This is a genomic window from Dactylosporangium sp. NPDC049140, assembly GCF_040648435.1.
This window is the reverse complement of sequence record NZ_JBEZDS010000019.1, coordinates 39,030-52,254: the sequence shown is the minus strand read 5'-3', so window position 1 is coordinate 52,254 and position 13,225 is coordinate 39,030. Positions and strand designations below refer to the sequence as shown.

Below are 13,225 nucleotides of genomic sequence, written 5' to 3'. Positions count from 1 at the left end.
GAGCCTGCCCATGAAGTCGCACGGTTCTCAGCCCTCGCTTGTCGCGTCGTCCTTGAAACGGTCGATCGCCCTCACCCTGGCCGCGGTCCTCGCCGCGGCCGGGCTCTCGGCCTGCCGAGGCGAGGACAAGAACACCACCCAGAACGCCGGCGGCACCAAGACCGACGTCGGCATCACCAAGGAGCCCTGCCCCAAGTCCGAGCACAAGGACCGCGGCTGCATCTACCTCGGCATCATCTCCGACCTGACCGTCGGGCCGTTCCACGCGCTCGCGGTGCCGATCACCGAGTCGCAGAAGGCGTTCTGGAAGCGCGTCAACACCCAGGGCGGCATCGGCGGGTACGACATCGACGCCGAGACCTACGTGCGCGACAACAAGTACAACCCGCAGACCCACAACGAGGTGTACCAGGAGATCAAGGGCAAGATCCTCGCGCTCGCGCAGTCGCTGGGCTCGCCGACCACGGCCGCGATCCTGCCCGACATGAAGCAGAACAACATCCTGGCCGCCCCGGCCGCGTGGACGTCGGCGTACGCGTTCGAGGACAACATCCTCGAGTCCGGCGCCAACTACTGCTTCGAGTCGATGAACGCCGTCGACTACGCCAAGGACGCCTTCAAGCCCAAGACCGTAATGGCGGTACACCTGGCGGGCGACTACGGCGACGACGCCGCCGCCGGGGCCAAGATCGCCGCGGAGAAGAACGGCTTCACGTTCATCGACGTGAAGACCGACTCCGGCACCGACAAGCAGGCCGGCGCCATCAACTCGATCGTCACCCAGAAGCCGGACCTGGTCATCATCACCACCGGCCCGGCCGACACCGCGGCCGTCGTCGGCGGCGCCGCCCAGCGCGGGTACACCGGCAAGTTCATCGGCACCAGCCCCTCGTGGAACCCGGGCCTGCTGCAGAGCCCCGCCGCCCCGGCGCTCAAGGCCCTCTACCTGCAGTCCGCGCCGTGGAAGACGTTCACGACCGACTCGCCCGGCCACAAGGCGATGCGGGAGGCGCTCGGCTCGTCGATCACGCCGAACGACGGGTACACCGCCGGCTGGGTCTGGTCCTACCCGCTGCTCTCCGCGCTGAAGAAGGCCCAGGCCGACGGCGACCTGACCCGCGCCGGCCTGGTCAAGGCGGCCAAGTCCCTGACCAAGGTCGACTACGAGGGCATGCTGCCCGACGGCGCCGGCAACTACGCCGCCGGCGTGGACGGGCAGTTCCGCCAGTCGCTGATCTACAACCCGGCGGGCGGCAACGGCACCACCGTCGTGCCGCTGATCAAGGACTACTTCGTCGGCCCGACGGCGAAGGACTACAAGCTCGACAAGCCCTGCTACGAGAAGCTGTGAGCGGTGCGGGGCCCCTGCCGTGCAGGGGCCCCGCGAGTCACTTGAGATCCGAGGCGACCTGGCGCATGAGCTCGATCGAGGCCTCCTGCGTCAGGGCGCGCTGGACGAGGCGTTCGAAGACGGTGCGGTACGCCGTGATGAGCTCCGGCTCCTCCCAGAGCAGGTGCTGGCGGTAGAGCACGCCGTCGTCGGCCCCGAACTCCAGCAGCGTGAAGTCGCCGTCCCAGCCCGGGTGGTAGCCGGCGTCGAGCGGCACCACCCGGATATCGGCATACGGGCGCTGTGCCAGGTCGACCGTGTGCTCGAGCTGGTCGACCAGCAGCGCCTCATCGCCGGGAACCGGCCCGCGGCGCAGCACCGACTCGTCCAGCAGGAGCTGGACGCGGGGCGGCTCCGGGCGGGCGAAGAGCTCCTCCTGGCGCCGCAGGTGGAACTCGACCCGCCGCTCGGCGGCCGGGGACTCCGCGTCGGTGGTCGCGTGCGCGTACCGCCGCGTCTGCAACAGCGTCGGGAACATGATCGGTGCCCACTCGCCGACCCGGGCCGCCTCGGCCTCGAAGCCCACGTAGGTGACCAGCTGCGCGGACAACGTCGGGCGGTACTCGTCCCACCACATCCGCCGCTTGGCCGCCCGGGCCAGCTCCAGCAGCTCGTCGACCGTCTTCGGGTCGTGGACCCGGTAGTAGGCCAGCAGGCTGCGCAGGTCGCTCACGGAGATGGCGACCGTGCCGTTCTCGATGCGGATGAGCTTGGACAGCGACCACTCCATCTCGGCGGCCACCAGGTCCTGGGTCAGCTCGCGCTCGCGCCGCAGCCGTCTCAGCTCGGCACGGAGGCGCCGCTTGCCCACGATAGGCCCGCTCATGGCCATCACCCCAATCGCAAACAGATGGCATCGCCCCGGTCGAGGGCTCCGCCTGTCTACCCGGATTGCGGCAGATGCACCTATCTGGGCGCGTGGGCTGCGAGAAAGATTTTGGCCATGGCGCTGGCCAGGTCGCCGGGGTCGTTGGAGGCGACCGCCCGGCCCCCGGTGAGCTGCGCCATCTGGCGCAGCACGGTCATGTCGGCGTCGCCACCGTAGCCGATCGCGAACACCTGCACCGGCCGCCCGGGGTCGCGCAACCCGGTCAGCCGGGCCAGGAACTGGTCGGTGGGCATGGCGAAGCGCGAGTCCTGGTCGCGCCCGTCGGTGAGCACCACGACGAGGCTTACCGCGTCGGAGGCGGACCGGTCCTTCAGGTCGCCCACGCCGCGCAGGACCGTCTCGAACAGCGGCGTCCCCGCCTTCGGCAGCGCCGTGTACTGCTCCGCCACCTTGCGCATCGCCTCGCGCCGGGGCACGTCGCCGACCCTCTCGCCGATCGGGCCGAACGGCAGCACCACGGTGAACGGCGGCGCGTCGGCGGTGGGCGAGGCGAACATCCACACGCCGAGACTTGTCTCATCGCCGAAGAGCTGGGCCGCCTGTACCCCGGCCGAGCGCAGCAGCCCCGCCTTGGTGGTCACGTTGCCCGCCCGGTCGTGCACCTCGTCGTTCATGGAGGCGGACGCGTCCACCAGCAGTAGCGCGTGGTACGCCAGCCGCCGGTACTGGGCCCAGGTGGCGGCCCACTCGACCACGTTGTCCGGCAGGCCGATCGGCGCCTGGTACTGCGCCGTGAGCCCGTCGCCGCTCGGCGCCGCGTCGCCGACCGGCCGCAGCCCGCGGCTGGTGAGCTGCTCCGCGAAGTCCTTGGCGTGCATCCGCTCGGCGAGGCGGCCCGCGAGCGCGGTGAGCTCGCCGTCGCCGGCCGCCTTCGGGGTCAGCAGCAGCGGGAAGTCGGCCTCGGCGATGGCGTCGGCCGGGTACAGCGCGGCCATGGCGACCGGGTGGCGGCTCTGCTGGTACTTCCAGAAGTCCTGCTCGGTGAGCGTGAACAGCCCCACGTCGCGCAGCGCCTTGGCCGCGTCGGTCTGCTGGGCCATCTTCTCCAGCAGCTTGGCCGGCTCGGCCTCGGCGTCGGCCAGCCGGGCCCGCACCGACAGCGCCCGCATCTGGGCGATGCCGGGGTCGGTCGTGGTGCGGGCCATCGCACTCTGGATCTCCATGGCGGCGAGCAACCCGGCGGTGTCGTGCAGCGGGCTGCCGATGCTGAGCTTCGGGCCCTGGCCGTTGTTGAGCGCGGCGCCCAGCCCGGCCCACGTCGGCTGCTTGCCGGGCCAGCCGAGCGACTCGGCGTAGGCCCGCGTCGAGGCGATGACGACGGGCGTGCGGGCCAGCGAGACCGGGTCGGCCGCGTAGTCGAACTTCGCGAGCTTGGCCCAGCCGGCCGTGGCCGGGATCCAGGCCTCGCCGCCCGCGTAGGTGTCGGTGGCGGTGACGGCGACCAGCTGGCAGCCGCCCGGCTGGTTGACGCCGATGTCGGCGGCGGCCCGCTCCACGACCGGGGCGAGCTCGGGGGTGACGGTGGCGCGCAGCACCTCACGGCCCCCGCAGGTCGTGCCGGCGGCCCCGGCCGTGCCCTCCGGGTGGTCGGCGCCGCTGCGCGAGGCGAGGTTGAGCCCGACGGCCACCCCGGCGGCCACGGCGAGCGCGACGATCACCACCCCGACCGCGACCCACCACCGGGTGCCGGACCGGTGCTCGGGCCTCGGCGCCGGGGGCGCGGGCGGCGGCGGGGGCGGGGCCGGCTTCCAGTCGTGCTGGGTGGGGGTCGGGGGCCACTCCTGCGGATAGAGCGGCGGCAGCCAGTCCTCGCGCCGGGGCGCCTTCGCGGCCGTATGCGCCGGTGGAGGCGGGGGGAGGTCCTCCACCGGCGCATACGGCTCTTCCTCCTCGTACTCCGCGGGGTGGTCGTCGGAGTACTCGTCGCCGTCGGCCGGCGCCCAGGGGGAGGGGCGCTCGGTCCACGCCGACGATCGTGCATCGCTCGGGGCCTGCTCGGGATGCCGTCGGGGTCGCTCCGGCGGCGGCGCCGGCCTTGGCGCAGGGGGTGGCGCGGCCGGCTTGCCCGGCGCCGCGGGGGCCCACGGGGAGGGGGCGGCGGCGGGCGGCTCGGAGCGGGGCCGGGGCATCTCGCGCGGGGGCGGGACGTAGATCCCGTCGGCCGTGAGGTCGTCGTCGTCACGACGCCTGTGATGCCGGCCCTCCGTCATGGCATCCCTTTCTCTCTTCTGCGAGCCCGCTACGGTGCGCGAGGGTGAGGAAGCGCGATGCGGCCAACCTAGCACCGGCGGCCGTCGATATGTGACCACTCGACTACGTACTGATCATGAGTTCGACTTGCGGTATCTGGAGACCGGATTCTTTGCCGCATAACCCCGAAATGGTGGCGAAGGCCTCAGCCCGGGCGCTCAGGTTCGGAAGAATCCCGCCGATCTGTTGTCTGGTGACATCCACCGGGGGAGGGATCGACAACCATGGCGCTTGACCTGCGGCTGCTGCGCTGGACGGCGGGGCTCGCCGCGTTCGGCGTCGCCGGGCTGGCGGCCCGGTGGCCCCGGCCGCTGCTGCACCCCGCCCTCGGGTGGCTGCCGATCCCGGCCTGCGCGGTCCTCGCCGCCGTCGTCTGTGCCCGGACCGGCCGGGCCGCGCCCGACCGCCGCACCGGCCGCTTCTGGCGCCACCTCGCGGCGATCCTCGGCGTGCTGCTGGCCGCCGTCGTGAGCAGCGCCTGCGACTCCCTGCTCAGCCCCGGCGCACCCGAGGTATAGCGCCATCGTCAGCGAGCTGGAGTATCGTCGTGCTCGTCTGGGCCCTGCTGGGCCTGCCGATGGGCCGGCGCAGCCGCCGCGACCTGATCACCTTCGGCCTCGACATGCCGCCGCGGCGCTCGTGTCCTGGTTCTTCGCGGTCCGCGCCTCGGTGAGCCTGACCAGCGTCACCGGCTCCTCGTGGACGCTCTTCGCCATCCTGCTCATGCTCTTCGCGGGCCTGCTCGCCCTGGCCAAGGTGCGACGCCAGCGACCTCCTGCGCCGCGCCGACATGGCCATGTACGCCGCGAAGGAGCTCGGCAAGAGCCGCTGGGTCGAGTACCGCCCGGAGCTCGACGCCCCCGCCGTCGAGCACGCCCAGCTGGCCGCGGAGCTGAGCCAGGCCCTGGACCGCGACGAGCTGACCGTGGTCTACCAGCCGATCGTCGGCCTGCCCGCCGGCGAGGTGCGTGGCGTCGAGGCCCTGGTCCGCTGGCGCCACCCGACCCGCGGCCTGGTCTCCCCGGCCCAGTTCATCCCGATGGCCGAGCGCACCGGCCTCATCGCGCCCGTCGGCGCCTGGGTCCTGCGCGAGGCCCGCCTCCAGGCCGCCGAGTGGACGGCCGCCCTGGGCGCCGCGGCCCCCGCGAAGATGAGCGTGAACGCCTCGGCCCGCCAGCTGCTGGAGCCGTCGTTCGTCCCGGCGGTCGAGTCCATCCTGCAGGAAACGGGCCCGGACCCGTCCCGCCTGAACATCGAGATCACGGAGACGGCCGTCTTCGGCGGCGGCCGAGCCCTGGACACCGTGCGCGCCCTGCACGACCGGGGCGTGAAGATCGCCCTGGACGACTTCGGCACCGGCCACTCGTCCCTGGGCCTGCTGCGCACGTGCCCGGTGGACGTCCTGAAGGTCGACAAGTCCTTCGTGGACGGCGTGACGGGCACGGTCGAGCAGGAGGCGATCGCCACCTCGATCAGCGAGATCGCCCAGGCCCTGCACCTGGAGGCGGTGGCCGAGGGCGTGGAAACCCCGGAGCAGGCGGCCCGCCTGCTGGAACTGGGCTACCCACCTGGCCCAGGGCTTCCACTTCTCTCGCCCACTACCCCCAACCGAGATCCCCCCGCTGTGCACCAGCCAACTGGCCCATGCGGAAGCGGGCGCGCCCACCGGGGGGATGGCAGAACGCACCCGCTTCCGCACTTTGGGGGGCGAGTAAAGCTTTTAAGTGCCGCAACTCCTAACAAACCCCAGCGTGGGGGTCATGGAAGAGGCAAACTCCCCCCGGAGAAAAGGTTCTTCAGGCCGCCCACATAGCCGAGAACGCCGCCGCCTCCCCGGCGAGCCACCGCTCCACCTCATCGACCTTGACCCCAGCCGCCGGCCGCAGCACCTCCCCGCGCCGCAGATCCACCAGCACCGGCGTCGCGTTGGGCAGCACCAGATCCATGTGCCGCGCCATCAGGTGCATCGTCGCCACCGCCGCCTCGTCCTGGGGCGGGTCCTCGTCGAAGTGCAGCCGCACCGCCTCGCCGCGCCCGTCGGGATACCGCAGGCCGAAGTGCGGGTTGATCTTCACCGGGAGCGTCCCGATCATGCCGAGCGCGTCGCGCGTCGGCGTCACCTCGACCGGCGTCGGGATGGACTCGAGGTAGCGCAGGGCACCGGGGACCACCGCCTCGTACAGTGGCTTCCACCGGGTGTTGACCTGGTCGACGACGGCGTTGAGATAGGTGCCGCCGGTCCGGAACTGGATGTCCGCCTTCAGGGCCTTCACGAGCTGGCCGTGCGGGTTGAAGCCGTGCCCCGACTCGCGCTGCCGGCGCAGGCCGCCGACGAAGCTCGCCTTGCGCGGGCCGGTCCGCCCGACGTAGCGGGTGAAGCTGAGCAGGGTGGCATAGGGGACGGAACCGGTGGTGGTTACGGGCGCGGTCACTGGCGCTCTCCTCCCAGGTCAAGAGCGTCTTTCGTACATACATTCTAATGGATCCGCGCAAGGATGCCCACCCTGATCGGACGGTGGGACAGTGACCGATGACGCTCGGTGAGATCGAGAACGATCAGCCGATGAGGTCCTCGACGGGGCCCAGCATGAGCCGCACACCGAACACCAGGCAGCCGAGCACGACGATCACGAAGAAGCCGACGAAGATGATCGCCGGGACACGGGTGAGGCGCGCGATCTGGTCGGCGTCGGAGTTGGGGGCCTGCCGGCGGAACCGCGACTGCTGCAGCTCGAACACCGCGCGCACGCCGCCGAGCAGCATGAACCAGGCGAACGCGTACGCGAACGCGCCCTGGATCTTCGGGTCGGCGAACCAGGACACGGCGAAGATGATCGCCCCGGCGACGACGACCGAGATCACGCCGTAGAGGTTGCGGATCATGATCAGCATGAGCACCAGCAGGACCAGCAGCAGCCACAGCAGGATCGTGATCCGCCCGGCGCCCAGGATCGCCGCGGCGGCCAGGCCCAGCAGCGACGGCGTGACGTAGCCGGCCAGGCCGGTGACGACCATGCCGGGGCCGTTGGGGCGGCCGCGGGACAGGGTCAGGCCGGACGTGTCGGAGTGCAGGCGGATGCCCGACAGGCGGCGGCCGCTGAGCACGGCCGCGAGCGCGTGCCCGCCCTCGTGCGCGATCGTCACGAAGTTGCGCATGACCTTCCACAGCGGGCGCAGCAGCACCGCCAGCAATGCGGCCGCGGCGGTCGCGATGACCACCTCGCGCGGCGGGGACGGTTGGCGGCCGAGGGCATCCTGCAACACGTCGAACACGAATGCAGAGCCTGCCATCTCGCGTGTTGAATGAACAGCGTGGAGATCAGGCGCTTTGCGGACACCGACTGGCCGGGTGTGTGGGACGTGTGGCACGAGGTGGTCGCGGCCGGTGAGAGCTACGACAACGACCCGGACTCGACCGAGGCCGACGCCCGGGCGCACTGGCTGCTCGCGCCGCCGTGGGAGCAGTGGGTGGCGGTCGAGGGCGGCGAGGTGCTCGGGATGTACAAGACCGGGCCGAACAAGGGCCGGCTCGGCGCCCACGTGGCCAACGCGAGCTTCATGGTGTCGTCCCGGGCCCGCGGCCGGGGCCTCGGGCGCACGCTGGGCGAGCACTGCCTCGACCGGGCCCGCGCGCTGGGCTACACGGCGATGCAGTTCAACGCGGTGGTCGCGACGAACACCGTGGCGGTGCGGCTCTGGCGCTCACTCGGGTTCCTCATCGTGGGCACGATCCCCGACGGTTTTCAGAGCACGAAACACGGGATGGTCGACTTCCATATCATGCATCGGTACCTGTGATGGCGGGCAACGGCCGGCAGATCCCCCTTGGGTGGCGTATCTGCTGGTACAACTTGTGACCTTCATCTTGCGTTCTGTACCAATACCTCGATGGGTACTCCGCCCGACGCGCGCTACGAGACCGAAGGTCAGCACAGCGGTGACCTGACCGGCTTTCGCATCGGTGACGCCTACGAACTGGTCGAGCCGATCGGCGGCGGCGGAACGGGCACCGTGTGGCGGGCCCGCGCCCTGGTCGGCGACGAGCAGGTCGCGGTCAAGCTGCTGCGCGAAGACCTCATGTCCGAGCCCAAGGCGGTCGACCGGTTCGTGCAGTAGCGCGCGATCCTGCGGATGCTGCGCCACCCGCACATCGTCCGGGTCCGCGACCTCGTCACCGTCGGCACGTCGCTCGGCCTGGTCATGGACCTCGTCGAGGGCGGCAGCCTGCGCGACTACCTGCACGAACGGGGGACGCTGGCCCCGGCCGAGGCGGCCACGCTGCTGGGGCAGGTCGCCGCGGCGCTCTCGGCCGCGCACCGCCGCGGCGTCGTGCACCGCGACCTCAAGCCGGACAACATCCTGCTCGACCGGGTCGACGGCGCGCCGCACTGCCGGCTCACCGACTTCGGCATCGCGCGGGTCCTGGACACCCCCAGCATGACGACGCCGGGGGCTCTTGTGGGTACCGCCAACTATGTCGCCCCGGAGGCGGTCTACGGCGGCCGCCCGGCCCCGGCCGCCGACATCTACGCCCTCGGCGTGGTGCTGTTCGAGCTCACCACGGGCCGCCCCACCTGCGCCGGCGGCCCCGCGTGGGCCATCCTGCGCCGCCACGTCGACGAGTCCCCGTGCCGGGTGCCCGGCCTGCCCGACGCCGTGTGGCAGGTCGTGGTCGAGTGCATGGACAAGCGCCCCGGCCGGCGCCCGACCGCCCGTGAGCTCGCCACCACCCTGCGCGCCGTGGCCCGCCGCACCGCCGGCGAGCCCGCGCTCCCGCCGCAGCCGGTGGAGGAGCGCCTCACCACGATCCAGCCGCCCTGCAACGGCCGCGCACGGCCGCGGGACGTTCCCGGATGGCGTTGCTGGCGGTGGTGCTCGCCACGCTCGCCCTGCTCGCCGTCCCCGCCTGGCAGTACCTGCACCGCGGCGACCGGGCCACCGGCGCCGCGGAGGGCGCGCACACCACCCCGGCCCCCCTGGCGCTCCCGTCCGGCGCGTTGCGCGGGGCCGGGGCCGCGTCCGGGCCCGCCAGCCGCAGCCCGGGCGCGCTGCGCACCGACGACAAGAGCCCGGCCGTGTCCGTCCAGCCGGGCGCGCAGGCCGAGGCCTCGGTCGTCTTCGGCCCGTACATCTGCAACGACCAGTACACCTGGGACCTCGGCCACCCGGCCCTCGCCAAGCCCTGCCACTCCCTCGCCCCCGACCAGGTGCGCGTCATCGGGCACATGGAGAGCATCCCCGGCGCGCAGGCCGACGTCAGCATGTCGGTGCTCGACGCCGGCTCCGGGGAGCGCGTCGACGGCCCGCACGACTGCAACGGCCTCATGTTCACCGACTTCGCGCCCGACCACACCTGCGGCCCGTTCGAGGTGCGCCTGCCGCGCGGGCACCGCTACGTGGTCGAGGAGAAGTGGGTGTACACCAACCGCGCCCTGCTGCCCGGCGGCGAGGTCCGCGGCCTGGAGTTCGACTGGTAGCGGCCGCCATCCCGGCAGGCAGGAAATCGGGCCGGAATTTGTCGTACCCCTGTGGTGAGGTGTGGGCATGACGGGTGATGCCCCAGCGGGGTTCGAGGAACTGCTCGAGGAGCACTGTGCCGACATCGGGGCGCTGACCCGGCACCTGCGCGAGGTCATCCTGGCCGCGCGCCCGGAGCTGACCGAGCGCGTCTACCGCGGCTGGCACGGCCTGGGCTTCCACCATCCGTCGCGCGGTTACATCGCGGCCGTCTTCCCCGGCGCCGAGTCCGTATCGGTGGGCTTCGAGCGCGGCGCCGACCTGCCTGACCCGCACGGCCTGCTGGAGGGCACCGGCAAGCGGCTGCGGTATCTGCGGTTCAAGCCCGACGACAGCGCCCCCAACCACGAGCACCTGATCGAATACCTGGACCTCGCCGTCGCCTGAGCCCGTCCGCCGCTCGCCGCGCAGACTCAGCGGGGCTTCGGCGGGGCGACCGGCAGGCCGTCGGAGCGCAGCGCCTGCCCGTCCCGCGTCACCACCGCGCTCTCGTGGCCGGGCAGGGTGGCGAGCCAGTCGATGCCGGGCCGGCCCATGGCCAGGGCCGCCGTCGCATACGCGTCGGCCGTGCCCAGCTCCGGCCCGACCACGGTGACCGAGCACAGCTCGCCCGCCGGCCGGCCCGTGAACGGGTCGAGCACGTGCAGCCCCCGCTCATACGTGCCGGACGTCGCCACCGCCGAGTCCGTCACCTCCAGCACCCACGCCACCGCCATCGGCTCCCACGGATGGCGCACCCCGACCCGCCACCGTTCGCGCCCGCGCGGGGCCCCGCGCACGACGATGTCCCCGCCGGCGTTGAGGCAGTGGTTGACCGCGCCCTCTGCGCGGAGCCGGTCGCCGGCGCGCTGGACGGCCCAGCCCTTGACGTAGCCGGACGGGTCGAGCAGGCCGCCCGCGTTGACGTCGAAGTAGCCGCCGGTGGCGTTCCAGAGCTCGGCGCACCGGTCGAGCACCTCGCCCACGAGCGGCGAGCAGTCCGCGCGCCGCACCTCCCCGCGCCCCAGGCGGCTGATCTCGCTCTCCGGCTTGTAGGTGCTGAAGATCTCGTCCACCCGCCGCAGCCAGGCGAACACGTCGTCGGCGAGGCGCTCCAGCTCGTACACCGGCCGGTCGTCGCCGTCCAGGTTCAGCGTCACGGCCATCCCCATGACGTGCTCGACCCGCACGAGGCTGTGCGTCATCGCGGCGAGGGTCAGGCCTGGAAGGCCCGGTCGATGGCGGACTGGAGGGAGAGCTTGTAGCCGCTGCTGGTGTACGTGGCGCCGGAGACGGTGTCGATGTTGGCGCTCTGCGCGGCCAGGGCCTCGGCGCGCAGCTTGGGCAGGGCCGAGTTGTTGATCTGGACCGAGCGGGAGTGATCGCTCGGCGAGTCGAGCACCTTGACGTCGGTGATCTTGCCGCCGGCCACGACGATGGAGAGCTCGACGTTGCCGTACTCGACGTAGATCGGGTTCCCGTTGAAGGTTCCGTCCTTCATCGTCGTGCGCGGCGGCTTCGCGGCCGTCGTGGCCGGCTTCCCGGCCGGGGCGGTCGTCTTCGTGCCCGCGGGCTGGGTCGTCTTTCCGGCGGCCGGGGACGCGCCCGGGGCGCCCGCGCCCGCCGGGTCCGCGCCCGCGGGCAGGGCCTGCGACGGGCCCGCGGACGTGCCCGGGACCGGGCTCTGCGCCGACTGCGGCTGCAGCGCCGGGTCGCTGGAGGGGCTGCTGAAGCCCGCCTTCGCCCCCACGAGCAGGACGGTGCCCGCGGCGGTGCCCATCAGGGCCATCAGGGCGCGTCGCATGTGCGGTTGCAACTCCTCAGAACTCGAACGGATCCAGGTGGACCTGGCGGCGGGGGACCCGCAGGCGGCGCAGGACCTGCAGCGACTGCTGGATCAGGCCGTCGGGGCCGCAGAGGTACACGTCGCGCTCGGAGATGTCGGGGACGAGGTCGCGCATGCCGCCCGGCGTGAACAGGCGGCGCGGACCGGGCTCGCGCCGGTCGCCGACCACGAACCACAGCTGGGCGTGGCGCAGCTCCGACAGGTGCTCGAGCTCGTGGCGCAGGTGCAGGTCGTGCACGGCGCTGGCGCGGTAGATGACGATGGCGCCGGGCGGGAGCTCCTCCAGCAGGGCGCGGATCGGGCCGATGCCGCTGCCGGCCGCGATGAGCAGCGCGCGCTGCTTGACGCGGCGGCTCGCGGTGAAGTCGCCCCACGGGCCCTCGACGAAGATCCGGGTGCCCGGCCGCATGTCGCGCAGCCGCTGCGTGTGGTCGCCGACGGTCTTCACGGTGAGCCGCAGCCAGCGGCCGTTGGGCGCGGCCGAGAGCGAGAACGGGTGCGCCTGCCACCACAGCCCGCGGCCCAGGAACCGCCAGCGGAAGAACTGCCCGGCCTGGGCGTCGAGGTCGTGCAGGCGGGCGCCGGTGATGTAGATCGACACCATGTTGGGCCCCTCGGCCACCACGTCGGCGACGCGCAGCCGGTGCCGCAGGTTGAGCCAGAGCGGCCCGAAGACCCGGCCGAGCGCCACGGCGGCGACGGTGACGACGTAGAACCCGATCCACGCCGTGCGCCCGAGCCCCGGCCGGAACAGCTCCTGGCCGTTGGAGAACTGGTGCGCGAAGCCGAGCAGCAGCGCCAGGTAGGCGGTCAGGTGCAGGAAGTACCACAGCTCGTAGGGCAGGGCCCGGCGCAGCCCGCGGATGCTCAGCAGCCCGATGCACACGAGCATGCCGGCGGCGATGAACGCGGTGACCATGTCGGAGTAGTCGGTCAGCAGCGTGCCCAGCTCGCTGGTGAACCCGACGTCGTCGGCGTAGGCGTAGCCGACCGTGATCAGCGCGGCGTGCGCCAGGATCGTGACCAGCACCGAGCCGCCGAGCTCGCGGTGCCACAGCCCCAGGTGCCGGGCGCCGATCCAGCGCTCCAGGAAGCCGAGGCGGCTCATGAGGATGACCTGCATCAGCAGCAGATAGCCCGCGATGAGGCCCGTCACCCGCCCGGCGGCCTGGAGCACGTCGGCCGACGTGTCGATCGAGCCGGGCTTCGTGGCGAGCCACCAGGGCAGCACCGCCAGCGCGAAGCCGCCCCAGAAGAGGATGCGCAGAAGGAACCGTCCGGCGTTGTTGTGCTCGACGGGCCGCGCCGACGGGGCGGCGAGAGATCCGGCCGGGCGCTGTCTCGGGACGGTCAT

Annotated in this window: 14 protein-coding genes and 1 pseudogene; 8 read left to right on the top strand and 7 right to left on the bottom strand. The window is 72.3% G+C overall.

Annotated elements, in window-relative coordinates; translation table 11 throughout:
* Window positions 1-10: 10 nt before the first annotated feature.
* Window positions 11-1,351 (top strand): ABC transporter substrate-binding protein, encoded by a 1,341-nt coding sequence (locus AB0B76_RS28170; RefSeq protein ID WP_360381124.1) that lies wholly within the window; start codon window positions 11-13, stop codon window positions 1,349-1,351.
* 37 nt (window positions 1,352-1,388) lie between these two features.
* Here AB0B76_RS28170 and AB0B76_RS28165 read toward each other — a convergent pair whose 3' ends face one another.
* Together AB0B76_RS28165 and AB0B76_RS28160 are read right to left on the bottom strand one after the other, a co-directional pair.
* The gene (locus AB0B76_RS28165) at window positions 1,389-2,216 is read right to left on the bottom strand and encodes a DUF5753 domain-containing protein (protein WP_360381121.1); all 828 of its coding nucleotides are present in this window, start codon (window positions 2,214-2,216) and stop codon (window positions 1,389-1,391) included.
* A gap of 80 nt (window positions 2,217-2,296) precedes the next feature.
* On the bottom strand, window positions 2,297-4,489 hold the full coding sequence (locus AB0B76_RS28160) for a vWA domain-containing protein (protein ID WP_360381119.1): 2,193 nt from the start codon (window positions 4,487-4,489) through the stop codon (window positions 2,297-2,299).
* A gap of 264 nt (window positions 4,490-4,753) precedes the next feature.
* Between AB0B76_RS28160 and AB0B76_RS28155 the strand changes: the two genes are divergently transcribed.
* A complete protein-coding gene (locus AB0B76_RS28155; RefSeq protein ID WP_360381117.1) occupies window positions 4,754-5,047 on the top strand; it encodes a hypothetical protein in 294 nt (97 codons plus the stop codon).
* A gap of 272 nt (window positions 5,048-5,319) precedes the next feature.
* The gene (locus AB0B76_RS28150) at window positions 5,320-6,342 is read left to right on the top strand and encodes an EAL domain-containing protein (protein ID WP_360381115.1); all 1,023 of its coding nucleotides are present in this window, start codon (window positions 5,320-5,322) and stop codon (window positions 6,340-6,342) included.
* Here AB0B76_RS28150 and AB0B76_RS28145 read toward each other — a convergent pair.
* Window positions 6,326-6,961, bottom strand: coding sequence for a hypothetical protein (locus AB0B76_RS28145; protein ID WP_360381113.1), 636 nt, complete (start codon window positions 6,959-6,961; stop codon window positions 6,326-6,328). The genes AB0B76_RS28150 and AB0B76_RS28145 overlap by 17 nt on opposite strands.
* Window positions 6,962-7,085: 124 nt before the next feature.
* Window positions 7,086-7,802 carry a M50 family metallopeptidase gene (locus tag AB0B76_RS28140; protein ID WP_360381110.1) on the bottom strand — a complete coding sequence of 239 codons (717 nt, stop codon included), beginning with the start codon at window positions 7,800-7,802 and terminating at the stop codon, window positions 7,086-7,088.
* A 30-nt stretch (window positions 7,803-7,832) separates the two neighbouring features.
* On the opposite strand from AB0B76_RS28140, the gene AB0B76_RS28135 reads away from it, so the two are divergent.
* The 5 genes and pseudogenes from AB0B76_RS28135 to AB0B76_RS28115 all read left to right on the top strand — a co-directional run bounded on the left by AB0B76_RS28135 (window position 7,833) and on the right by AB0B76_RS28115 (window position 10,433).
* A complete protein-coding gene (locus AB0B76_RS28135; protein WP_360381107.1) occupies window positions 7,833-8,327 on the top strand; it encodes a GNAT family N-acetyltransferase in 495 nt (164 codons plus the stop codon).
* Between the two features lie 90 nt (window positions 8,328-8,417).
* The gene (locus AB0B76_RS28130) at window positions 8,418-8,645 is read left to right on the top strand and encodes a hypothetical protein (RefSeq protein ID WP_360381104.1); all 228 of its coding nucleotides are present in this window, start codon (window positions 8,418-8,420) and stop codon (window positions 8,643-8,645) included.
* A gap of 15 nt (window positions 8,646-8,660) precedes the next feature.
* Window positions 8,661-9,251 (top strand): annotated as a pseudogene (locus AB0B76_RS28125) (serine/threonine-protein kinase); the annotation flags it as partial.
* Between the two features lie 131 nt (window positions 9,252-9,382).
* Window positions 9,383-10,006, top strand: coding sequence for a hypothetical protein (locus tag AB0B76_RS28120; RefSeq protein WP_360381101.1), 624 nt, complete (start codon window positions 9,383-9,385; stop codon window positions 10,004-10,006).
* Between the two features lie 67 nt (window positions 10,007-10,073).
* Complete coding sequence (locus tag AB0B76_RS28115) at window positions 10,074-10,433, top strand: DUF1801 domain-containing protein (protein ID WP_360381099.1); 360 nt, start codon at window positions 10,074-10,076, stop codon at window positions 10,431-10,433.
* A 26-nt stretch (window positions 10,434-10,459) separates the two neighbouring features.
* On the opposite strand, the gene AB0B76_RS28110 is transcribed toward AB0B76_RS28115, so the two are convergent.
* Genes AB0B76_RS28110 through AB0B76_RS28100 form a run of 3 tightly spaced genes read right to left on the bottom strand, consistent with a single transcriptional unit; the run spans window position 10,460 to window position 13,225 of the window.
* Window positions 10,460-11,230 carry an FAD:protein FMN transferase gene (locus AB0B76_RS28110; RefSeq protein WP_360381096.1) on the bottom strand — a complete coding sequence of 257 codons (771 nt, stop codon included), beginning with the start codon at window positions 11,228-11,230 and terminating at the stop codon, window positions 10,460-10,462.
* Window positions 11,231-11,241: 11 nt separating this feature from the next.
* Window positions 11,242-11,829 (bottom strand): FMN-binding protein, encoded by a 588-nt coding sequence (locus AB0B76_RS28105; RefSeq protein WP_360381094.1) that lies wholly within the window; start codon window positions 11,827-11,829, stop codon window positions 11,242-11,244.
* Between the two features lie 16 nt (window positions 11,830-11,845).
* Window positions 11,846-13,225: a ferric reductase-like transmembrane domain-containing protein gene (locus AB0B76_RS28100; RefSeq protein WP_360381091.1), complete on the bottom strand. Its 1,380-nt coding sequence runs from the start codon at window positions 13,223-13,225 to the stop codon at window positions 11,846-11,848.